Below are 22,897 nucleotides of genomic sequence, written 5' to 3'. Positions count from 1 at the left end.
TTGAAGCTACCCTCTGAGGAGGAATGCGGGTTACCTACGAGAATAATTATCAAATGAAAAACTCTGCCAAAATTATCGATTACTCATCAAAAATATTTAAAGCAGAATGGCCAAATTTTGTATTATGGTCATTTCTGCTATCACCGTTGATTGTTAGAACGCTAACAAACCATCAGTACTCTAAAATTGATTTATTGGTCTTTTACACCCTTGGCATGTCGGTGTTGTGGCTGTTGGCAATTAGATTTATTGCATCTAATCAATTCAAGGTTCACATTATTCTGTTGCCGTTCTATTTGGTAGCAGCTATTGATCTCTTTTTGGTTTTGAATTTCAACTCGAGATTAACAGCTGCCTATATATTTATTGGCATGACAAACTATCAGGAAGCCAGCGAATTTCTACCGACCTATTGGCAGCCCATCAGTATCGTTTTGGTGGTTTTCATATTTTGCTATGGGGCTGGGTTAATAGGTCTGCATAAGCGCGAATTATATAAAAACAAAGGTATTTTTGTTTTGGTTGTTAGTGCCTTGCTAGTGGGGTATGGGGCGTACTTTTATAAAACCGTCAAACTTAATTCTTTCGGGAAATCTGCAGTCATGGATCTCCTTGCAAAAGATCAAAGCACACCAGTAGGTTATTTGTCGCAAATTGCCCTTACTGCAAACTTGTATTTGGGGACGGAGGAGCTTATCAAGCGCCGTCGGGAATCTGATGTAAAAATAACCAGCCTGTCGAATCAATCAAATATAGAAACCATTGTTTTTGTGATCGGTGAGTCATCACGGCCGCACAACTGGTCCCTCTACGGTTATAACAAGGAAACAACCCCGAATCTTAGTAAGCAGGAGGGGCTTTTCAAGTTTAATCAGATCTGCACGACAGCCCCCTATACTTCGTTCGCGGTTCCTTCAATGCTGAGCCTGGAGCCTATATCGGATTGGGACGCCATTGCGTCAACAAAATCATTGGTGGGTATATATCGCGCAGCCGGGTACATGACCTATTGGTTGTCTGTACAGGAGGTTGATAGTTTTGGCGGAATAATTCCACAAATAGCCGCAGAGGCACAATACCGTCAATATTTTGAGAGAAGCTATGATGGAGCATTGATTTCAGAATATGAAAAAATACTAAATAAAAGCGAGACAGAAAAGAAAGCCATATTTATTCATGTCAAGGGTAGTCATTTCGAGTATTCACGCCGATACCCGGAACAATTCGATAAATTCAAGCCGTCAACAGGCAGCTTCAAAGACAAGATTACCGCAGAATATGATAATAGTATTTTATATACGGACTGGTTATTAAGCGCAATTATTGATCAATTGAAGTCAAGCAAAAAACCATCTGTCTTGTTTTATTCATCGGATCATGGTGAAAACATGATGGATGACAGTCGAGGGCTCTTGGGTCATGGAATTGGCAATAAATATGATCTCCCGGTTTCGGCATTTATCTGGGCGTCCGATAATGTTTCAAGCCAGCAATCGCTCAAGCTTTTAAAGTTGAAGGAAAGAGAAAGTCAGAAAATCAGCATATCCTCCTTGCCACATACTCTTTTAAATATCACAGGGGTTCTCACGAATAAGTATAAAAGTTCGGATGATTTATTAAGTGATGATTTTGTATCGTCGAAATGTCCACATCTGCTCGGCGCAGGCTATGTTCCATCGTTTGATTTTGACGCCCAATAAATAGCCCGCGCGGAACAACACCGCAAGGCGTTGTTCCATCAGGTTGAGGTCGGCTGCGCGTCGTCTAAGGTTGTGCTTGCGTGACGCCTTTTTTCAAAAACAACCAATTCGACGCCTGCAAGCTGTCGAACTTGATTGTATAGCGCCCATCAAGGTAGGTCGCGGGCAGCTTCTTCATTTGCCCCAGAATGCCGTGGGTAAACAGTGTCAAGCCTTGCGGCGCCTGGATGGTTAGCGTGCCCTCGAGGGGCTCAACGTAAAAAGGTATTTTGTCGCCGTCTTGGGGGATGGCACGGGTGCCTAACGAAATCAGTAAATCCTGTGATCGGCCCAAAGGTGCGTCGTCCAGACTTTGCACTACCACACTGGCGTTGGCGGTCTTCACTTGAACCTGAATGTTGCCAAGGCTGATCGACTCGCCGCCGATCCAGCCGGTAGCGGCCTGGGTGCGCGGCGTATTGATGGTGTAGACACCTTGTTTCCAATTGCGCTTTAGCTCACCCGTGTCGGTCGTGGACTCGCTGGCATTGGCGTCCAGTAGCGACTGGTCAGGGTCATGAAATTCCTGTGCATTGCTTGGGATAACGCTCCGCTGCAACCAAGGCAATTCCGGCGTCTGTGGCATCGCGATTTCCAGCTTGCCTTTCTCCATGGCTGTGCGCAGTAGAGCAGAGTTGGCCGGTGTAATTATTTGGTTGAACAGGGTGCCTGGCGTCGGCGCGAAGACGTAGGTCGTTGTTGCTTCGCGAACGTCTGCACGGCGATAAAGCAAGGCGGCGGCGGGCAGGGTGGCCAGCATTGCAGGGTCGTTATAGGCGTGCCAGTTGTTGGCACTCATTCCTTCGCCCCCCAGTGGTTCCTGGCTGTAGGCATATTGCATCAGTGCATCCCAGCCTTGGTGTCTGGCGGTGCCGGCGATATAGAGTGGCAGCGAGTGACGGTCTGGTGTCGGGAAGGGCTCATTGTTCCACTCGGTGACGGTCAGGGGTTTGCCGGCGACCTGGCCGGCGGCAATCCAATTCACTATGCCGTCGCTGTAGAGCGGGTTTTTCTCTATCTGTCCCGAGCCCCCGTAGCTATGGACGTCGATTACGTCGCCGGCAGTAAGGGCCGGCAGGGAGTTCAGACCATTGCGGCCCCAGCTACTGGTCGTGGCGATGGGGACCCTCACGCCTATTCCACGCAGGTGTTGAATCATGTCGACGTTGAAACGTCGCTCCAGATCGTTAAGGAACAGCTTGGAGGGGCCTGGCTCCCAGGAGCGCCAGGTCTGGTTTGCAGACAGATTGTGCTGTTTGGCAAAAGCCTCGGCCTCCGCCATGTAGACGCGGTTGTGCTTCGGCAAATTCTTGTCTGGCAACAGGGCGTTGCCAAAGTGGTTGGTGACGTCGTTTTCGTTGGTAATCAGTACGGCGGCAATCGCCGGGTCGTCTTTGTAGGCGAGACCGGTATAGCTGTTTACATGGGTCAGGTAGGCTTCGGTAAAGCGCTTCATGGCTTTCTGAATGGTGAGATTCACATAGGAATAGCCCTTGAGATAGGTAAAATTTTGCTCTTCTTTTGGCAATTCATCGAAGCCATAAATGTTGTCGTTTTCAGTAAAGACTCGCTGGACGTGCAGATCGAGCCACACATAAATGCCTTCGTCTTTCAGGCACTTGATCCACCAGTCGATTTTTTTCAGCGATTCCGGGCTAAGTTGCTGGGTGCTGCGCGTGACCCTACCGTCGCCAAAGATGTTCGGGAAGACCCATGGCGAGTCATGGTGGTGCAGTCGTACAAGATTGAAGCCCAGTGCCGACAGGCGTTTGGCCTGCTGCTTGATTGCATCGTCTGGCGTGAGAAACAGTGTGTAGGCCGAAAGGTTGGTGCCCCAGAAACGCGCCGCAGTGTTGTCGGCAAACAGCAATTGCTCGCCGGAGGCTTTGATGAAGCCGCGCTTGCCTGCAGGTTTTTCCTGAGCGTTGAGAAAGGACAGGTCGACCGGCGAGGTTTTCCTGTCGAGCTTGTCAGTCGGCCAGCTCTTTGGGTCCGACAGCCCGAAGCGCTCGGTAGTGGTCGGGCCGACCGCTACATCGCCCGAAACGCTCAAGGTGGCTGTGAAATCCTGACGACCAGTTTTGATTGTGTCCTTGTAGAAAAAAGCGCGGATCTCGGATTTGCTGCCCGGTTCAAAGTACACACCCGCCAGTGCGGGCTCGAAGCGCATTTCGATGCGTCGACCTTGTGCATTGCCCCAGGACCAGCCGCGGTTGTCGGGTAGCAAAGTGGGCTCGCCCATTTCTCCAGCGAAAAGAGCGGGGTCGAATTCGAAGACGATGCCACCACCTGAAACGCCAGACTTCCCGCTGTGTGCATCCAGGGCAAAGTTCCAGATCAGCTTTTGCTCGTTTTGCTTCTGAATCTGCGCAGTCAAGTCGAAATCCAGCGCTTTGTTTTTACCAGCAAGGGAGTATCGATAAGGGGTGTTTACCTTGAATTCAGTGTGCAAATACGTCCATTCCCAGTTGCGCCCGAAGAACGAGAATGTCGTAGCAACTACCGGACTTCCGCCACGCATCAGCGTTGGCAGGCCGTTGCGCTCATCCACACTGACGACCCAGTCCGACGCCCAGGTACGCAACGGCCAAATAGCAAACAACAGCAGGAGCAGTATCTGGGGGCGGCGCAACAACTGGATCATGGGTTCTACCTGAGTTGGAGATGGGCACTCGCCGTGACGGCCGTCGAGGTGTGCTTGAGCCTGCGTGCCATCTGAGCGTAGGCCACGCCCAGTCCAGCCACCGACCAATACACCACGGGGATCACCGTGATACTGCTAACGGTAACGATGGTGATCAGGATCCCGGCCAGTGTCGCCAGAAGTGCACGTCCGAGTCGGCGTGCCTCATCGTCTTCGTTGGGGAACGAACGCATCCCCTTGCGAATGCCCTGCAGAACACTGACGAAAAAAACCACGAAAAGCGTCAAACCAACCAAACCGAACGACAGCGCTATGCCGATATAGGTGTTCACGATATCGATGATCCCCTGGCCCTGAATCATGGACTGCATTTCCGGTGTGCTGCGGAAATTGAAAGAACCCAGCCAGGGGTTGCGCTGGATAACGATCACGGCGTTATCAATCAAGCGCTGCCGGTAGGTGATATTTTCGACTTCCACCGTGCCGATAAACGGTAGCAGATCGAGCACTTTTTGCCCGCCCGGCACGACGGCCAGCAAGGGAAGGGCGAGCACCCCGGCGGCGGCCAGCAGCATCAGGCGTCTGATCGCTTTACGGCCAGTGCCGATGAACACGACGATCATGACGGCTGCACCGATCCAGGGGCCACGCGACAGCGGCGCGTACAGACCACCGGCGAGCAACAGTGCGCCGAGGCTGCGCTGCAATTTGCTACGTACCTCCTCCTGCAAGTACAGGTAAAAGCCGATGGCCACGCTGATGACGAAGCCCAGCGCAATGGCCTGGCCGGTAGTGGCGCTGGCGCGCAATGAGCCACCACGGCTCAAGTAGCCGGGATCCCATTGCATGCCCATGGCGTAGACAACCGCGCTGTACAGCTGCCAGTGCTTGGCATATTCGAAGAGACCTATAAGCGACAGCACCATGGCGGCGAGTACAAAACCGAACAGAGCGTCCTTGAAGTCGCTGAGGTTCTTCAGCGCCCGGCTGGCAACGTAGTAAGGCAAAAAAACTTCGATGAACAGGTAGAGCATTTGGCGCAAGGTGTCGGTGACGGTGGTTTCGCGGAGGAAAAGCAGACTCGTCAGCAGGAGGTAGGCGGCTAACAGTTTGTCAGGCCAGGTGCGCCCGAAAGGGACCGTGTCGGCGCGCTTGCGCAGAGCGAAAAAAACCGGAAGCAACACACACAGTGCCAGCACACGAATATGGCTAAGGGCAAAAAAATAGTTGATCAGGCCGAAGCCCGGAATCTCCGCCGTGGCCGGCGGGATGAGAAACAGCAGAAGGAAAAATAGCGCCACGGGATTGCGTTCGCGATTTTGTGCGAAGGTCAAAACGATCGCGGCAATGCCCGCGTACACCCAGAAGCTGTGCGACACAAATGCCAGAAGCGTCAATATGAACCACAGATTGCGCCGACGAGTGAAATTACGGTCGGGAATCAGGTCTGCTGCTGGTCGACGTGCCATGGCAAATACGATGCCAGTAAGGACCAGAATGACGATTAACGCTCGGAAGTGCTCAGGCATGGATGATTGGACTTATTGATTGATGAGCGACGGCTAGTGGAATGGCCAAACGCGACTATAGTTCCTTTTGAGCCGTTGAGTCCGGGGATGATGTTATGTCGTTAGTTGATTTGTCGCCATCGTTGGGCCTTCGTAAGCGAGCGATCTCTGCCGGGGCATGGAATCTGGGGGCGCTGGTTACGTCTCAAGCCTTTCGCTTGGGCGGCAACCTGATAATGGCCCGTCTGCTGATGCCGGAGATGTTCGGCATCATGATGATCGCCATCACCGTTTCGCTGATTCTGCACATGCTTTCCGATGTCGGCTTGCGCCAGAACATCATCCAGAGCCCGCGTGGCGACGATCCGGTATTTCTCAATACCATCTGGACCGTGCAGATCGTGCGTGGCTTTATCCTTTTTGCTTTGACACTTCTCCTCGCGGCCCTCGCCTGGTATGCACAGACCCTCAATCTGTGGTCGACCAATTCCACCTACGCTGCACCCGAGTTGCCGCTGGTGTTGGCCGTGACCGGTTTCTCGGCAATCATCGTTGGTTTTCAGTCGACCAAAATCGACCTGGCAGTGCGCGCTTTCCAGCAAAAGAAAGTGGTACTCAGCGAGTTTGCGTCTCAGGTCGTCGGGCTGTTGGTCATGCTGGGCATCGGTTACTTCACCAGGTCCATCTGGTCGCTGGTGATTGCAGGTCTGGTCCAATCGATGGTCAGCACGCTGCTGGGGCATTTCTGGTTTGAGGGCCCTTCTAACCGTCTACAGTGGGAGCGTTCTGCGCTCGATGAATTAGTCGGCTTCGGCCGTTGGATACTGTTGTCGTCGGCAGTGGGCGTATTGGCCATGTACGGTGATCGTATCTGGTTCGGCGGCAGCATGACGACCAGCGAACTGGGCGTTTACTCCATTGCCGTGCTGATTTTGGGAGCTGTTCAGCTTGCGATGCAAAAGATAGCCGGTGCCGTTGCCTTGCCGGCCTTCAGTGAGGCCTCAAGAACTAATGACACCGTAAGGCTCCACGCTTTGTACTACCGCTTGAAATTGATGATCGATCTTGCCTTCCTGTTTCTCTGTGGACTGTTCCTGACCGGCAGTCCACTGCTCATCAGCATCTTGTACGATGAGCGTTACGCTCAGGCTGGCAACATGATGGCCATTCTTTCACTCTCTTTTTTCACAATGCGCTACATGCTGGCGAATCAGGTCTGGATTGCCTTGGGACTCACCAAGTACCAGGCCATGGATAACATTATTCGCGTGGTCTCGTTGTGGGTGCTGCTGCCTCTGCTACTGGCGATTGGTGGGGTCAAATATGCGATTTGGGGCGCTGCCCTGTACACGTTTCCTACGCTTATCCTGGTTTTTTATGTCAATTGTCGTCTGGGGCTGTTCAGTCTCAAGCGTGAACTGGTAGTGCTGCCAATGCTGGCGGTGGGGGCTTTGTTCGGGAAGTTAGTGACGGATCTTGCTAGATGGCTTTGATTTGATCTATTTCTCTTGATGTTTCCAAAGCTGTGGCACAGCGTCGCCATTGAGGTGTTGATGGCGGTTGCCAAAAAAATGTGGCCTTGATGTGTAGTTGAAATTTCCAACGCAATCTCGATGTCGTGGAGCTTTGAATCATGAGAGAAACTGATTTGAATACCTCTGTGATGGGGCGCAGAGGCTTCCTCAAGGCCTCTGCTCTGTTGAGTATTGGAGGGCTCATGTTCGGATTTTTCAAAGCCGTTGCCCGGCCTTCTGCTGCTAAATCCGAGTTTGTTGTTATCAACGGATGGGTGCTGCCCGCCCAGCATTTTCGGCAAACACAAGCATGATCAAAGACTACCAATCGCAGAAAGAACTCCGCGACCACTATGACGTCTGCATCATAGGTGGTGGGCCGGCCGGCATTACGCTGGCCTTGCGTTTAGCCGGTAATGGTCGGCGTGTGGTGCTTGTCGAGGGCGGCGGGCACGAGTATTCGTCGGCCTCGCAGAACCTCTACAAAGTCTCATCGTCAGGCCTTGACGTCTACGCTCAGGAAACACGCCTGCGCTTTCTTGGCGGGACCTCCAATCACTGGGCCGGGCGATGCCGTCCATTCGAAAAGTCGGACTTTACCGTAGGCCCGCCGGTGCCCGTGCCCGGCTGGCCCATCGCGTTTTCCGAGATCGAGCGTAATCTGTCGGCGGCCATGGATATTGTCGATCTTCCGCCGCACTCCGGATTTAAGGCTATCAATGCGACTTTGGACGGCACCGACTTTGACGCTGATCGTTTTCTACTAAGCCCGCCGACGCGATTTGCACAAAAATATGCCAAGGAACTTAATGAGACCGAGGGACTGGATGTCTTCATCCATTGCAATTGCGTCGATCTTGAGTTCGACAGCAAGACCGGCCGCATAGCAACGATAATCGTCTCGGACTACGAGTTGCATCGAGAGCGAGTCACGGCAAAACAATTCATTCTGGCGACAGGCGCGATCGAGAATGCCAGGCACCTGCTCAACAGCGAGTCCCTGGCAGCTGGCGGTATCGTAAGCAAGGATGGTTTCGTCGGTAGATGCTTCATGGAGCACCTGAACGTGGAAATGGGAAACTTCATCCTGAAAGACGGGCAGGGTACAGATGCTCGGAAGGAGTACTTCACGACCGATGCATTCGTGATGGAGCACAAGTCAGGTAAAGGGAATGTGACGGCCACGCTCGTAGCTGAAGTGAAATCCTATGGGCGAATGGCTGCCATCAAGAGCTTTTTCGAGAACCTCGTTTGCGAAGTGGGTGCGGAGCGCAAGGTTGAATTTATTGCCAAGTTCGATTGCCCTGGAGATGGGGTGCTCGGCACGCTGATCGAGCAGTTTCCCAACCCCAATAGCTGCATTTCATTGCTCGACGAGCGAGATGCGTTAGGGATGAGGAAGGTCAAGATTCATTGGGAGCTAACTCCTGCAGACAGGGAAACCGTCAAGTCCATAGGGCTCGAAGTGGCAAAGTGTTTTGCCGACACAGGGCTGGGCTTCGTCAAGTTGGAGGAATGTGTGTATGACGTTGATTTGCCACTGAAGCTCAATCCCCATGCTCATCATATGGGGACCACGCGGATGGCGACTTCGCCTGAGTTTGGCGTGGTCGACGAGAACTGCAAAGTGTTTGGTATCGAGAATCTTTACGTTGCGGGCAGCAGTGTTTTCGCTACAGGCGGTGCCTGTAACCCCACGATGCCTCTTTTGCAACTTGCTCTAAGGCTGGCAGATTATCTTAACCATCAGATGGGGCCCGGGGTGGGCAGGTATTCCTGAGGGGTAGCATGTGTGGATTATTTGAGTGTTTGATTTTAGGGAAGCGTCTGCTCTTAGGGTAGTGGTAATGAAGAATCAGGGTGTATCTAACCTTGGCACAGATGTATATCGCTGAATTATTGAGGCTGACAGGATGATTGGTCTACTAAAGCGTACTATTGCTCATATTGCCAAAACAACGGGGCGTGGAACCTCGCTCTATAAAAAATTCTGTAAACCCGACGGGTATGAATGGGCTAAACACCTGGCTCGATGGGGATCTCTGCACTCCGTCGGTAAAAACGTATGGATCAATCTTGGGTGCAACATACCTGACCCTACGCTAGTACGACTCGGAAATAATATAGCTTTATCTGATTGCACACTGTTCGGCCACGATGGCATAGTCGGCTTACTCGATGTACGCTTTGGAACAAAACTTGACTCTGTCGGCCCTATTGATATACGTGATAATTGTTTTATCGGTTATGGCGCAATCATCATGCCACGTGTGACTATTGGGCCGGATTCAGTTGTTGCAGCCGGTGCAGTAGTGGTGAAAGATGTTCCGCCTGGGGTGGTGGTTGGGGGTAATCCAGCCAAGGTTATTTGTACGCTGGAAGAGCTGTTAACGAAAGTTGAAGAACGTTGCGCCGCTTACCCGTGGATTGACCTCATCAGGCAACGCAGCGGTGAATTCGATCCGGAACTTGAACCGAAGCTTAAAAGAATGAGAGTGCAACATTTCTTTGGCGAGCAGCCCAATGGTTAGCGCTCCCCTTGATGTGTTGGTAGTTAATTACAATACGGCGGCTCTGTTGCAACCGATGTTTAATGCGTTGCGCCAGTCAAATAGTGTGGATCGCACGCGCTATTTAGTAGTGGATAATGCCTCTGTCGATAATTCGCTGGAGCGTCTGGCAACTATTTGTCCAGAGGCATTGCAACTGGCCAATGAAAATAATGTTGGCTTTGGGCGTGCCAATAATCAATTGGTTGAACACCTGCAGGGCAAGTATGCGTTGCTCCTCAATACCGATGCCTTCGTTGCTGCGGATACCCTGAGCAAGACCCTCGACTACATGGAGACTCATCCTGATTGCGGTGTCCTCGGCGTTCGGTTGGTTGGACGAGAGGGAGATTTACAGCCCTCCTGTCGCTATTTTCCAACGCCGTTGAATGTCTTTCTCTCGCGTACAGGGCTTGAACGCTTTTTCCCTGTGGTGAAGAGGGTCGATGATATGGCTTGGGATCATGCTTCGGTGCGTGAGTGCGATTGGGTGCCCGGGTGCTATTACCTGATTCGCCGTGAAGTCATCGACCAGGTTGGCTTGTTCGATCCTCGCTACTTTCTTTACTTCGAAGAGATAGATCACTGCAAACGCGTTAAACAGGCAGGCTGGAAGGTGGTTTATTATCCGCATACCACGGTGGTGCATATCGGCGGTGAAAGTGCCAAGTCTGTTGACACACTCAATGCGGCTAGTCGCCAGCTACCCACGTTACAAATCGAAAGTGAGCTTTTGTACTTCCGCAAGCACCACGGTCTGCCTGGTTTGGCCTCACATATGCTACTGGTGAGTCTGGGTGATTTGATTTTGGCGCTCAAGGCGCTATTGAAAGGCCGCGGTCGGGCCGCTTTAGGGACGTGTTGGCAGCACACTCGTGTGACCTGGGCGTTGCTGCGTGATACCAAATTCGCTAGCCAACCAACACGGTAGAGCCATTTATGTTCGAAAACATACGTGCGGACTTGCGTGCATACGCCGGAGATTGGGGGGCTCAGGGGTTTTGGGTGATGGTGGTTTATCGCTTTGGGCGCTGGCGCTACGGTGTTCGCCCGGCGCCGTTACGCAAGCTGCTCTCCTTTGTATACAAAGTGCTCTTCAAACTGGTGCAGATCGTCACGGGTATCGAGCTGCCGTGTGAGGTGGTGGTCGGGCGCAACTTCGTCATCGATCATTTCGGCGGAATCGTGATCAGTGGCTATGCGCAGTTCGGCGATGATTGCCGTATTCGCAATGGCGTCGTCGTGGGGCTAAAGAATGTGAATGAGCCGATTGCGCCGGTGATGGGTAACAATGTTGATATCGGTGCAGGGGCCAAAGTGCTGGGCAATATCCGCATTGGTAACAATGTCGTGATTGGTGCCAATGCCGTGGTGCTGACCGATGTACCGGACGACTCGGTGGCAGTGGGCGTGCCTGCGACAATCAAGAAAAGGCAGTACGCAGAAGCGAGGGAGTTCTCATGAACCACCCGATGGATTACTTCAATTGCGTCGCTGAGTGACCGCCATGGCTATGGGGATTGGTGTCGTTGTTATCGGTCGCAACGAAGGCCTAAGGCTTGAGCGTTGTCTGATTTCTCTCGTCGGTTCGGTGGAAAAGGTTGTTTATGTCGACTCTGGATCAACGGACGGTTCAGTGCAGATAGCACTGAGGCTTGGGGTCGAGGTGGTCGAGTTGGACATGACGATTCCCTTTACGGCTGCACGTGCGCGCAATGAAGGATTTGCCTGCATGCAACGCTTATTGCCGACGATGCGTTTTGTGCAGTTCGTCGACGGTGATTGTGAGGTTGTCGACGGTTGGCTGCCCCGGGCGCAGGCCTTTCTTGATACACATCCTGACGTCGCGGTGGTCTGTGGACGGCGCCGTGAACGTTTTCCGCAGCACTCGGTTTACAACTTACTGTGTGATTTCGAATGGGATACGCCGGTAGGTGAGGCCAGGGCATGTGGTGGCGATGCGCTGATGCGGGCTGACGCCTTCGCCGAAGCGTCCGGGTTTCGACCGGGCCTTATTGCCGGGGAAGAGCCTGAATTGTGCGTGCGTCTGCGTGGGAATGGTTGGAAGGTCTGGCGTCTGGGCGAGGAAATGACCTTGCACGATGCAACCATGACCCGGTTCGGCCAATGGTGGCAGCGTACCCTGCGCGGTGGATATGCCTTTGCCGAGGGCGCATTTTTGCATGGGGCCGCACCGGAGCAACATTGGTTGCGTGAGTCGCGCCGTGCCTGGTTCTGGGGTTTGGGTGTCCCGCTGGCGACTGTTATCGCGAGTTTGGTGTTGGGATGGTTTGGGCTGTTTCTGCTGCTGGTCTATCCATTACAGGTCGTGCGCCTCGCCCGCGGGGGCGATAGATCCAGGCGCGAAAACTGGCTGCGGGCTTTCTTTCTCGTGCTGGGGAAATTTCCCGAGATGCTCGGGCAAGTCAAGTTTCTACTGAACAGATTCGGCGCCGGCAAGACGGCGTTGATCGAATACAAGTGAGACTTATATGAACAATTGGGTGATATTAAAGAGCTTGTTTTTTTTACACGCAGGGTATTCCTTAAGGGCATTGAATAATAAATTTAAAATGTTGGTTTTAGTCGCAAAAAACTGGTCCGAGCTAAAGTTGTTTTGCGGGCGTATGTCGAGCGCTCTGGGTAAGTCCGGTGTTGAGAAGTTAGGCGGGGATTGTGTAGGCGTTGTTCATTGGCCATACATCAGTAGCAGCTGGAGCCCCAAGAATAAACTTAGTGTGTTGGCCTCGCATTACGAAGTGGTTACCAAAAGCTGTCCGCAGCTATTGCTGTTGGGGCGAAGTGACAGTTTGATGCTGAGTGATTTGTCGGAGTTTGCGGCTGGCTGTTCCCTGGTGCTGGATCGTCCGATATGGTTTATGCGTGAAGGCGAGCTGGTACTGAACTTGTTTCAGGGTGACCTGCGCATTGCATCAATAGCCTTCACCTTGTGTCGCACGGACACAGAGTTATGTATTTTTATCGGCGCCGTTCAAGGGATACATAAAGGCGTCGAGAGTGAACTGTCGTTGAGTATCTATAGGGACCTGACAAAAGACTTTGAAGGCCTTCGGCCAAGAAGCTTTCTGATCGAAGTTATTAAATACATTGCCATCAATATTGGTGTTGAAAAAATTTATGCGGTAGGGGATGGGTATCGCCACCATCGTCATCCGTATTTTGGCGCTCACAAAGCTCTGGAACTGGCGGCAAATTATGATGTGATCTGGTTAGAGCATGGAGCGACTCCATCGGAGCACGAAGATTTTTTTGAGATTCCCATGATGCTGTCCAGGAAACCGCTCGACAGTATTGCTTCAAAAAAACGTGCCATGTATCGCAGGCGCTATGAGCTGCTGGACGACACCTTTAAAAAGATAGACAGCGTGTTGATAGGTAGTTATAGCTGCAGCCGTGTGGCTAGTTGACGTTCCTGATACCTGTACTACTGTGGGATTACTTGCAGTAATAATCCACCGCAACGACAACTAAGTCTGGTTCCTATGCGTATCGCTTATTTCATTAATCAATACCCTAAAGTCAGCCATAGCTTCATTCGTCGCGAGATTTTGGCGTTAGAGCGACAGGGTTTTGTGGTGCAGCGCATTGCCCTGCGTGGCTGGGATGCCGAATTGGTGGATGCCGAGGACGTGGCCGAACGCGATAAAACCCAGTATGTGCTGCAGGGCGGAGTCAAAGAGCTGTTAGTGCCTGTGCTTCAGGTGTTGCGCGCCCAGCCGCGACGTTTTTTTTCGGCGCTGTGGCTGGCGCTACGCATGGGCCAGCGTGCCGATCGCCCTTGGCCATACCATTTGATTTATTTGTCCGAGGCGTGTCGCGTGCTGACCTGGTTGCAGGCGTTTGGGGCCGAGCATGTGCATGCGCATTTCGGCACCAACTCAACCGAGGTGGTGATGCTGGCCAATGTACTCGGTGGGCCGGCGTACAGTTTTACCGTGCACGGGCCGGAAGAGTTCGACAAACCGCAGTTTATTCACTTGGGCGAGAAAGTTCGGCGCGCTGCCTTTGTCGCTGCTATCAGTTCTTATGGGCGCAGTCAGCTGTTTCGCTGGGTGGCTCATGCACACTGGGCAAGGGTAAAGGTGGTGCATTGTGGCCTGGAGCGCGCGTTTCACGACGTCCCGGCCGTTGCCGTGCCAGCCACGCCGCGGTTGGTTTGTGTAGGTCGTTTGTGTGAGCAGAAGGGTCAGCTTTTGTTGCTTGAGGCCGCCCGCATTCTGGCAGCACAAGACGTGGAGTTCGAGATAGTACTGGCCGGCGATGGAGAAATGCGCGCGGAAATCGAAACCCTTATTACACGGCATGGCTTGCAGGCGCGGGTGCGAATTACCGGCTGGATCAGCAGCGATCAGGTGCGGGCGGAGATTCTTGCGGCGCGGGCCTTGGTGTTGCCGAGCTTCGCCGAGGGGTTGCCGGTGGTCATCATGGAAGCCATGGCGTTACGCCGACCCGTACTGACGAGCTATGTGGCGGGCATTCCCGAGTTAGTGCGACAGGGTGAGAACGGTTGGTTGTTTCCCGCTGGAGCGGTGGATGAGTTGGCGGCGGCACTGGCGGACTGCCTCGCGCAACCTGTCGAGGTGTTGCAGCGGATGGGCGAGGCGGCTTATCAGAGAGTGTTGGAGCGACACGACATCGATATCGAAGCGGCCAAGTTGGCTAATTTATTTAGGGCGCAAGCATGATCACATTACTTGGTTGGCTGTTCAGCTCACTGATGATACTCATCCTCCTGCCGGTGTTGGTGCTGTTTGTGCAGGTGCTGATGGCCTGTCTGCCTGCACGGTCGCGCGTGTCGGCGCAAGGATCGCGACCGCGGGTGGCGGTGTTGATACCGGCACACAATGAATCCTCGATCATCGTCGCGACGTTAAACAGCATTCGGCCGCAGTTGCTTTTGGGTGATCGCCTATTGGTGGTGGCGGATAACTGTTCTGACGACACGGCGGCGCTGGCCCGCATGGCGGGTGCCGAGGTGGTGGAGCGCAGCAATGATCAGCAGCGGGGCAAGGGTTATGCGCTGGACTGTGGGGTGCGTCATTTGGCGAGCGATGCGCCGGACGTCATGATTGTTATCGATGCGGATTGCCAGGTGGCCGAGGGTTCTATTGAGCGTTTGGCAATCTGTTGCATCGACTCAGGGCGGCCAGCGCAAGCACTTAATTTAATGCGTGCTCCAGCAGGTTCCGGGCTGAAAGTGCGGCTTGCCGAGTTTGCCTGGTGCGTGAAGAATCGGGTACGGCCGCAGGGTTGGACCCGGCTTGGTTTGCCCTGTCAGCTAATGGGCACGGGAATGGCTGTCGTCTGGCGGGACCTGACGTTGATCAATTTGGCCAGTGGCCACATCGTTGAAGATTTGAAGATGGGCCTGGATTTATGCCGAAGCGGCAAGCCGCCTTTGTTCTGCCCCGATGCACTGGTGACCAGTTATTTTCCGCGCAGCGATGAAGGCTTAACTACCCAGCGTACGCGCTGGGAACATGGACATCTAGGGGTAATCCTTGGGGATACGCCAAAGTTGCTGGTGGAGTCGATTGGCCAGCGTAACTGGAGTCTGCTGGCGATGACGCTGGATTTGCTGGTCCCTCCGTTGGCCTTGTTGACGTTGGCCTTGGGGGCTGTATTTGGTCTGTCATGGTTGGTATTTATGCTGTCCGGAGCTTGGGCGCCAGCATTGATGGCTTCTTCCGGGGTGGCAATATTGGGTGTCACTATTTTGCTGGCATGGAGCCAATTTGGTCGCGGGATTATTTCTTTTTCAGCCTTGTTGTATGCGCCGTTCTACGCGCTGAAGAAAATTCCTCTGTATCTCGGATTTTTGCTTAAGCGCCAGGTTGAATGGGTGCGTTCGAAGCGAGATGACAGCTAATGCGTGCTTTATCCTGGCAGCACAGCTGGCAAACGATTACCCAGAAACTCAGGGTGGTCAGCGATGTTGATGACGAGCAAGCCTTGATTGATGCGTTATCCAGACCTGACGTGACGACAGTGCTCGGGTTCGCCAATGCCCATGCCATGAATCTGGTGGCAGCCAATACCGACTACTTTAACGCGCTGCTGGCTGCGGACGTGTTGTTACGGGATGGCTCCGGCATGGCCATCCTGTTTCGTCGACTCGGCTTGGAGCCAGGGCTAAATATGAATGGCACCGATTTCATCCCCAAATTACTGGCAGCATTCAAGGGCCGGCGCGTGGCTTTCTGGGGCACAGAAGAACCCTTTCTAGCCAATGCGGTGCAGCGTGGCGAAGCGCTATTTGCGGTCAATGTAGTTTCTGCTCACCATGGTTTCGCGCCAGTGGATGCTTACATAAACCTTGCCCGACAGTTTCAGCCGGAACTGGTTGTGTTGGGTATGGGCATGCCCAAGCAAGAAGCCGTTGCTGCCAGGTTAGCCGTCAGCGGCGTGCCCTGTCTGGTCGTGTGCGGAGGGGCGATCCTGGATTTTCTCGGTGGCAAGGTGACGCGTGCTCCGCAATGGGTGCGTCGACTCGGTTGTGAGTGGGTGTTCAGGCTGATAGGTGAGCCAAAGCGATTATTCAGACGTTATGTGGTGGGTAATCCAATGTTCTTGTTGCGCACATTGATCTACAGGGACAAAGGAAAGGTGACGTGTTCAAAATAGATGGTTTGTAAACTCAAATACCCCTTCCTTGAGTTGTGCTAATAACCAAATGAAAGAATACATAGCAGAGTTGATGCGTAAGTTTATATCTCCCGGCTCCTTCGATGTGTTTTGAGCTAAGGAAAGCTGCTGCCTGGCTGCGGGATATACTTGGGCGAGCCTGTTTTTGGCGCGGGGAAATTGTCAGGTTCAGACTGCGGGAAGATAGCCTCCACGACATTCTCTATGTGGGCAGGAAAACACAGCGGGAATTTGTAAAGGTTCTACTGGGTGCTGAATCTCAAGCGGTTGATAGTCAGTTGAAGTTGGATAAGTGAAATCAACTCGATTACCACGTTCATGGCGCTTGAATGGCCGATAGAAAATGGTTTTGACTATTATGATATCGGCACTTGCCTGGCACGCCCGGACGATGGACTTCTTGAGTGGAAGAGAAGACGTGGCGGTGATGTTGATACGCTGGGCAATCACGGCTATTTGTTTGTTCGACTGCCCAAGGTGGACGCAGCGCAATTTCTTTGGGAGACGCCTCTGTTTGCGGTCGAAGGCCAGAGTTTGACACTTCATCTTGGGTTGCTGGACGGTCCGGGTGACGAGGAAGTCGCTAATCGATATCGCGAAATGGGTTTTGGGCTTTTGCCCGTATAACCACATATGGATGGCCTTGAGATCGTCCAGGCACTCAGGACTGGCTAATAGGCATGCTTGCCGGAGAAGGCAAACACCGTTCGTACAAGAATGACGAAATCGAGCCATAGCGACCAGTTGTTAATGTATTCAATGTCCGAGTCAACACGCCGGATCATCTGATCTATATCCTTCGTTTCACCACGATAGCCACGTACCTGAGCCAGGCCTGTGATGCCCGGCTTAATGTTGTGACGCGCAAAGTAGCCAGAGACATCGGGCGAGTACTGCACATCGTGTTGAATAGCGTGCGGGCGAGGCCCCACCAGAGACATTTCCCCCATCAAAACGTTGAACAACTGCGGTAGTTCATCGAGGCTGGTTCGCCGAATAAAGGCCCCAACTCTGGTCATGCGCGGGTCATTCTTTTGCGCCTGCTTGACGACGCCGTCTTCCGGCTGATGGACGACCATGCTTCTGAACTTCCAGATACGGAAAGCTTCTCCACTCCACCCCATGCGCTGCTGACGAAAGAATATGGGGCCGGGGCTATCGAGCTTGATGGCAATGGCGACGGCTACCAGGACTGGCGCTGCAAGAACCAAAATGAGAAAGGCCAGGACTTTGTCTTCAAGGTTCTTCAGAAACAGACGCATCCCCATCAGCGGAGTTTCAGACAAGGTCAGCACGGGAATGCCGGCAATCTCGCGAACACTGTGGTTGATCAGGCGCAACGAGAAAATGTCAGGCACCCAGTTAACAGAGATGTGTTTATCGAACAGCCTTAAATAAACATCCTGGATGACCTCTGAGCCACCCAGTGGGGTCACGAAATAGACGGTACGAATGGCATGTTTAACAACTAACTCATCAAGGTCGGAGATATCGCCCAGTATCGACAGGCGTTGCGCGCCTTCCAGACTTTCCTTTCCCCGATCATCGTCCGCGCCAATCAACACACAGCCGACTATGCGCTCACCGAGCCAGGGATTATTGCTGATCTTCTTGTGAAGATAGCTGGCCAGTTCGCCCGAGCCAATGATGAGCGAGTTTTCCAATTGAGTCGAGTGGGCCAAAAACGTCTTCTGCATCTCGCGTGTCGCGAGGTGCAAAAGCAACTGAGCAAAATATCCAATAACAAATAACTGCCCGACCAATAAACGCGAGTACTGTTCGCTTTGCTTGGTAAGAAAGGCCATGGCAACGAGAAAGCCAAACGTTGCAGTCCATGCTTTCAAAAGCTTGAAGGCTTTGACGGTAAAAACAACATTGCTGCGGTAAATAGCATAGTGGTCGTACACAACGGCCAACGCCCCCAGCAGCAACAGGAGCAGGATGACATAGGACTGCGTTATGAAGCCGATATGATAATTGATCAAAAACCACGCAACGCCGGTCACCGCAACACAATCGAGACCAGCCTGAATAACGATACTGGTACTGCTTCTTCGCTGGAGAACGGAACGGGTGCTGTTGGGCTCAAATATCATATTTAGACCTCATGTCTGCTGCCCCTCGCGCTCGATGATGACGCGATTCAGTTCATGCTGCCCTCGCTGGAGAGCGTTGGCGTCACCGTGATTAGCCACCCACCTTCGAAAATTACAGGCTTTGGGAGCATGTGGCGACGCGTGCTTTCACTTTAGCAGTACTGTGAAATCATTCACTGAATCTGCGTAGTCCTGAGTAGTTTAGTAGAACCTCCGGGCCTGAAAAAATGATGCCCGTCGAGATACCGACCGGCCTGCAACGGGGTCGTCCGCGGTGTCTGCGGCAAGGTCGTGCCTGGTCAGTAATCGAGTATGGGGCGCGAGTGTGGTTGCGCAGTGATCGAGACTTACACCGAGCTGAAATCGGAGTGCATTTCGCACAGATTCCATCGCGGTAAAACGAGACGGCGTCCACAATGGGCACCGTCTTCGTTTGGGCCGATCAGACGCGTTCGAACAACACGGCGATGCCTTGGCCGCCGCCGATGCACATGGTTGCCAGGGCATAACGACCCTGAACACGGTGCAGTTCGTGAATTGCCTTGGTGGCGATAATCGCACCGGTCGCACCCACCGGGTGGCCCAGAGAAATCCCCGAACCGTTCGGGTTGACCTTCTCCGGGTCGAAGCCCAGTTCTTGCGCCACGGCACACGCTTGGGCCGCGAATGCTTCGTTGGACTCAATGACATCCAGGTCGGCAACGGTCAAGCCGGCGCGTTTGAGGACCAGGCGGGTGGCGGGGATCGGTCCCAACCCCATCAGCTCTGGTTCCACACCGGCATGGGCATAACCGACCAGTCGTGCGATGGGCTTGAGGCCTTGGTCGAGAACCATCTGCCCCGTGGCCATGATCAGTGCTCCGGCACCATCATTGAGGCCCGACGCGTTGCCGGCGGTGACGCTGCCGTCTTTTTTGAAGGCTGGTTTCATCTTGCCCAATTGCTCGGCATTAACCTCGGCGCGGACATGCTCGTCCGTCGCAAACGTCACGGTACCTTTGCGGGACGCCACTTCGATCGGCACGATCTGGTCGGTAAACCGCCCTTCAGCAATCGCCCGGGCCGCCCGTTGCTGGCTGAGCAGCGCCAACTCATCCTGAGCCTGACGAGTGATGCCATAGCGCTCGGCGATGTTTTCCGCAGTAATGCCCATGTGGAAACCGCCAAACGGGTCTTGCAGAGCGCCGAGCACGTAGTCGATGGCTTGCATATCACCCATGCGTGCGCCCCAGCGCGCCTGCGGCAACAGATAGGCCCCGCGGCTCATGGACTCGACGCCACCCGCCAGCGCAGCGCCTGCGTCTCCCAACATCAAACTTTGTGCTGCGCTGACAATGGCCTGCAAACCAGAACCGCAGAGGCGGTTGACGTTGAAGGCGGGCGTCTCTTTCGGCAGGCCGGCATTCATCGCCACGGCACGAGAGATGTAGGCGTCACGTGCTTCCGTCGGGATCACATGCCCCATCACCACGTGACCGATGTGTTCAGGCGCCAGCCCCGAACGTTCAATGGCGGCGCGGCAAACGTCAGTGGCCAGTTGGATAGGTGGCACATCTTTGAGCGAACCGCCAAAGCTGCCGATGGCCGAGCGGACGGCGCTGATAACAAAAATGTCGGATGGGTTCATGCGGGTTCCCCTGGAACAGTCCTGGACTCAAGTGTGCTTTCGCACTGTTATATGGGGGTGAGTCTAGACACAGCGATGATGTTGGCCTATGCCAAAACTGCTCAAGGGGGGTGGCGTTTTTGGCCAGTTCAGTTGAAGTCGCTTTTTGATTCGTCTGATCCGGTCAAAAGCGCAGAAAAGAAAATAAAAAAGCCCGGTACACGTCCGCGGTACACGTCCGGGCTTGATCGTTCCCACGTCGAGGCGTCGAACCGTCCGCGTGGGAATGCCGTCGGGACCTCATTCATCCAATTGCCGCGCCGGAAAACAGCTCGAAGCAGGTGATGCCGTCAGCACTGCTAACGCTGTAAGCCCCATTGTGCAGCTGCATGATCGTCGCCACGATCGACAGGCCCAGGCCGTTGGAGTGCGCCGGCGTTCGCGGGATTCGTCGACGCGGTAGAAGCGCTCGAACAGTCGGGGCAAGTGTTCGGCGGCAATGGTCTGGCCGCGGTTGCGCACTTGCAGGCGGATGCCGTCGGCCGCGGGTGTGGCGCGGATGAGCAGTTCGGAGTCAGGCGCGCCGTATTTGATCGCGTTGGCGCAAAGGTTGGCCAGGGCGCGGCGCAGCAACATCGGTTCGGCCCAGATATACCTGTCGCGGCGGCGGGCTACAGAGGTCAGCCAGTGGCGCCAGTGTAGCCCGATCCTTTGTGAGTACAGGCGTCTGCTCAATTGTCACCAATGCAACCCATGCCCTGGACCTGGTAATCCAGCACGTGCTTGCGACCCTGATGGTCGAGGTAAATCAGCTGCGCGGGGACGATGCCGCATTCTTGCGTGATGATATTGCTGGACAGGTCTTTGGCAATATCCAGGTGGACGAAGAAACCGGTCTTGTCGTGGATGACAGGTTCGGCGGTCTGGGTAGCGGCAAACGCCGAACCGGTGGCGAGGAGAGCAGCAAAACCGAGGACTAACATTTTCATGATGATTCCCTCTGTTCAGGGGCGGGTTGGCTGCCGATGGGTTGCCTGACAGTGAATTCAGGTTAACCAGGCGATCCGCACAACCGACCCACAGTTGAATGACAATTTTGTAACGAAACGGCGCCGACGTTACGATTGGCGACCAGCGGCTTCGAGGATCAGGTCAACGATTTCTTTGGAGTGGGAGACCAAAGACAGATGGCTCGACGGCAGCTCGATGGTGGTCGCGTTCTTGCGTTTGGCGAGGAAGCGTTCCAGGTCTGGGTTGATGGTCTGATCGAGGCTGGAGACTGCGTACCAGGACGGCTTGGTGTGCCAGGCAGCGGCGGTGGTGCGACTGTCTTCATGCCTGACTGCCGTATGTCGGGAGCGAGGAACGCCACCCATAAGAAAACTTCCAAATGAAGACTGTATTTGGGAGTTTGAGCATGAGTGATGATCAAAAGAGCGAAGCCCTGGCGGCCTGGTATCAGCTCCTGAAAGTGCCCGAAATCCGGATGGATGCTGAAGAGCAATATGACGAGTTGCTCAAGGCTGCCGATGAGATGGAACGCACCGGACTCATCAACAGCGTTGAATGGCGCAAGCTGGTTCAAGAGGCGAGCGCTGCGTTTGCCAATGCGAGAGAAGGGTTGGGGCGCGGAACGTAGTGGTCAATCCCGGGTGGTCAAACTTCGCCTGCTGGCTGTTCGGCCTGTTGGGCAAACCATTGCATGATCAGCGAACAGGCTGGATGAGCGGCGGCGGAAGGTTGCAGGTTCAAGGCGTAAATGCCGCGGGTCTTCAAGGGGTGGCCGAACGGAACGACGAGCACGCCTCGTTCGAGGGATTCTCCTGCCAGTGTCAGGTCAGTCATGGCGACCCCCAGCCCTCGCGCCGCCGCATCGAGCGCCAACTCGTCGAGGTTGAAGGGGATATGGCGGTAGTCCTCAAGTGACTGGCCGCCATTGGCTTGCAGCCACCGGAACCAGTCATGCTTGTCCGCCGAGCGATGCAACAGCGGGAAACGCACGAGATCGGCCACCGACTCCAACGGTTGGGTCGTGCTACCCAGGCCTGGGGCGCACACCGGCACCAGCGCCTCCTCGAACAACGTCAGGCAGTCAGGATCGCGGGAAGGCTCTGGCAGATAGAGGATGTAGGCGTCGCTGTCGATGGCCGGCTCCACCACTTCCGTGGCCACGGTTTCGATCGACAGCGAAACCTGCGGATGACTTCGATAGAACTCGCTCAACTTTGGCAGCAACCATCGAACCGCCAGCGACACATGCATGCGTATGCGAAAGGGTCGTTTTTGCGGTGTCAGCCGATCTTCAAGGGTTTTCAGTTGCGCCAGGATACTTCGGGCGGTCGCAAGCACCTGTTCGCCTTCCGGTGTCAGCCGAACACTGCGGTTATTCCTCACGAACATCGGCAAGTCGAAGTGGCTCTCCAACTGCTGGATTTTTCGGCTCACTGCGCTTTGGGTCAGGCACAGCTTTTGCGCCGCGTGCGTGAAGCTGCCCGAGCCTGCGACCTCGACCAGCGCCTGCAAGGCCTGGAGAGAAGGAACGTGGTGAATTTTATCCATGCGTTTTTTGAATAGC

General features: G+C 54.0%; 19 protein-coding genes and 3 pseudogenes. 14 read left to right on the top strand and 8 right to left on the bottom strand.

Annotation, left to right across the window (positions count from 1 at the left end):
* Positions 1-53: 53 nt before the first annotated feature.
* Positions 54-1,700: a phosphoethanolamine transferase gene (locus QFX16_RS17545; RefSeq protein ID WP_283180694.1), complete on the top strand. Its 1,647-nt coding sequence runs from the start codon at positions 54-56 to the stop codon at positions 1,698-1,700.
* A 64-nt stretch (positions 1,701-1,764) separates the two neighbouring features.
* Here the strand turns inward: QFX16_RS17545 and QFX16_RS17540 are convergent, their stop codons facing one another.
* Both QFX16_RS17540 and QFX16_RS17535 read right to left on the bottom strand, forming a co-directional pair.
* Complete coding sequence (locus tag QFX16_RS17540; RefSeq protein WP_283180693.1) at positions 1,765-4,383, bottom strand: cellulase family glycosylhydrolase; 2,619 nt, start codon at positions 4,381-4,383, stop codon at positions 1,765-1,767.
* A 5-nt stretch (positions 4,384-4,388) separates the two neighbouring features.
* Positions 4,389-5,912 (bottom strand): O-antigen ligase family protein, encoded by a 1,524-nt coding sequence (locus tag QFX16_RS17535; protein WP_283180692.1) that lies wholly within the window; start codon positions 5,910-5,912, stop codon positions 4,389-4,391.
* 95 nt (positions 5,913-6,007) lie between these two features.
* On the opposite strand from QFX16_RS17535, the gene QFX16_RS17530 reads away from it, so the two are divergent.
* From QFX16_RS17530 to QFX16_RS29780, 12 genes and pseudogenes are all read left to right on the top strand, one after another.
* Positions 6,008-7,384, top strand: a complete 1,377-nt coding sequence (locus QFX16_RS17530) for an oligosaccharide flippase family protein (RefSeq protein ID WP_283180691.1) — start codon at positions 6,008-6,010, stop codon at positions 7,382-7,384.
* A 140-nt stretch (positions 7,385-7,524) separates the two neighbouring features.
* A complete protein-coding gene (locus tag QFX16_RS17525) occupies positions 7,525-7,719 on the top strand; it encodes a hypothetical protein (protein ID WP_283180690.1) in 195 nt (64 codons plus the stop codon).
* A complete protein-coding gene (locus QFX16_RS17520; protein WP_283180689.1) occupies positions 7,716-9,185 on the top strand; it encodes an FAD-dependent oxidoreductase in 1,470 nt (489 codons plus the stop codon). Before QFX16_RS17525 ends, QFX16_RS17520 begins: the two co-directional genes overlap by 4 nt.
* Positions 9,186-9,318: 133 nt before the next feature.
* Entirely contained in the window at positions 9,319-9,936 is a 618-nt protein-coding gene (locus QFX16_RS17515) for an acyltransferase (protein ID WP_283180688.1), read from the top strand.
* Positions 9,929-10,885, top strand: a complete 957-nt coding sequence (locus tag QFX16_RS17510) for a glycosyltransferase family 2 protein (protein ID WP_283180687.1) — start codon at positions 9,929-9,931, stop codon at positions 10,883-10,885. The genes QFX16_RS17515 and QFX16_RS17510 overlap by 8 nt, the downstream gene beginning before the upstream one ends.
* 8 nt (positions 10,886-10,893) lie before the next feature.
* Positions 10,894-11,418: a serine O-acetyltransferase gene (locus QFX16_RS17505; RefSeq protein WP_283180686.1), complete on the top strand. Its 525-nt coding sequence runs from the start codon at positions 10,894-10,896 to the stop codon at positions 11,416-11,418.
* A 43-nt stretch (positions 11,419-11,461) separates the two neighbouring features.
* Positions 11,462-12,439, top strand: coding sequence for a glycosyltransferase family 2 protein (locus QFX16_RS17500; RefSeq protein ID WP_283180685.1), 978 nt, complete (start codon positions 11,462-11,464; stop codon positions 12,437-12,439).
* A gap of 7 nt (positions 12,440-12,446) precedes the next feature.
* A complete protein-coding gene (locus QFX16_RS17495) occupies positions 12,447-13,382 on the top strand; it encodes a DUF535 family protein (RefSeq protein WP_283180684.1) in 936 nt (311 codons plus the stop codon).
* Positions 13,383-13,457: 75 nt separating this feature from the next.
* Positions 13,458-14,660 (top strand): glycosyltransferase, encoded by a 1,203-nt coding sequence (locus QFX16_RS17490; RefSeq protein ID WP_283180683.1) that lies wholly within the window; start codon positions 13,458-13,460, stop codon positions 14,658-14,660.
* On the top strand, positions 14,657-15,844 hold the full coding sequence (locus tag QFX16_RS17485) for a glycosyltransferase family 2 protein (RefSeq protein WP_283180682.1): 1,188 nt from the start codon (positions 14,657-14,659) through the stop codon (positions 15,842-15,844). Before QFX16_RS17490 ends, QFX16_RS17485 begins: the two co-directional genes overlap by 4 nt.
* Positions 15,844-16,599, top strand: a complete 756-nt coding sequence (locus QFX16_RS17480; protein ID WP_283180681.1) for a WecB/TagA/CpsF family glycosyltransferase — start codon at positions 15,844-15,846, stop codon at positions 16,597-16,599. The genes QFX16_RS17485 and QFX16_RS17480 overlap by 1 nt, the downstream gene beginning before the upstream one ends.
* 309 nt (positions 16,600-16,908) lie before the next feature.
* Positions 16,909-17,232, top strand: a pseudogene (locus tag QFX16_RS29780) (hypothetical protein); the annotation flags it as partial.
* A 59-nt stretch (positions 17,233-17,291) separates the two neighbouring features.
* On the opposite strand, the gene QFX16_RS17470 reads toward QFX16_RS29780, so the two are convergent.
* The 5 genes and pseudogenes from QFX16_RS17470 to QFX16_RS17450 all read right to left on the bottom strand — a co-directional run.
* Complete coding sequence (locus QFX16_RS17470) at positions 17,292-18,716, bottom strand: undecaprenyl-phosphate glucose phosphotransferase (RefSeq protein WP_283180680.1); 1,425 nt, start codon at positions 18,714-18,716, stop codon at positions 17,292-17,294.
* 442 nt (positions 18,717-19,158) lie between these two features.
* Positions 19,159-20,343 carry an acetyl-CoA C-acyltransferase family protein gene (locus QFX16_RS17465; protein WP_149629676.1) on the bottom strand — a complete coding sequence of 395 codons (1,185 nt, stop codon included), beginning with the start codon at positions 20,341-20,343 and terminating at the stop codon, positions 19,159-19,161.
* A 283-nt stretch (positions 20,344-20,626) separates the two neighbouring features.
* Positions 20,627-20,973 (bottom strand): annotated as a pseudogene (locus QFX16_RS17460) (sensor histidine kinase); the annotation flags it as partial.
* An 80-nt stretch (positions 20,974-21,053) separates the two neighbouring features.
* Positions 21,054-21,311, bottom strand: a complete 258-nt coding sequence (locus QFX16_RS17455; protein ID WP_283180679.1) for a DUF2790 domain-containing protein — start codon at positions 21,309-21,311, stop codon at positions 21,054-21,056.
* 129 nt (positions 21,312-21,440) lie between these two features.
* A pseudogene (locus tag QFX16_RS17450) lies at positions 21,441-21,647 on the bottom strand (alpha/beta hydrolase); the annotation flags it as partial.
* Between the two features lie 92 nt (positions 21,648-21,739).
* Between QFX16_RS17450 and QFX16_RS17445 the strand changes: the two are divergent.
* Positions 21,740-21,961 carry a hypothetical protein gene (locus QFX16_RS17445; protein WP_283180678.1) on the top strand — a complete coding sequence of 74 codons (222 nt, stop codon included), beginning with the start codon at positions 21,740-21,742 and terminating at the stop codon, positions 21,959-21,961.
* A gap of 17 nt (positions 21,962-21,978) precedes the next feature.
* Here QFX16_RS17445 and QFX16_RS17440 read toward each other — a convergent pair whose 3' ends face one another.
* Positions 21,979-22,881: a LysR substrate-binding domain-containing protein gene (locus tag QFX16_RS17440; protein WP_283180677.1), complete on the bottom strand. Its 903-nt coding sequence runs from the start codon at positions 22,879-22,881 to the stop codon at positions 21,979-21,981.
* Positions 22,882-22,897: the final 16 nt, after the last annotated feature.

It is taken from the genome of Pseudomonas svalbardensis (assembly GCF_030053115.1).
Taxonomy (GTDB): Bacteria; Pseudomonadota; Gammaproteobacteria; order Pseudomonadales; family Pseudomonadaceae; genus Aquipseudomonas; species Aquipseudomonas svalbardensis.
The sequence above is the reverse complement of the archived record's forward strand: the minus strand, read 5'-3'. Positions and strand labels throughout refer to the sequence as shown.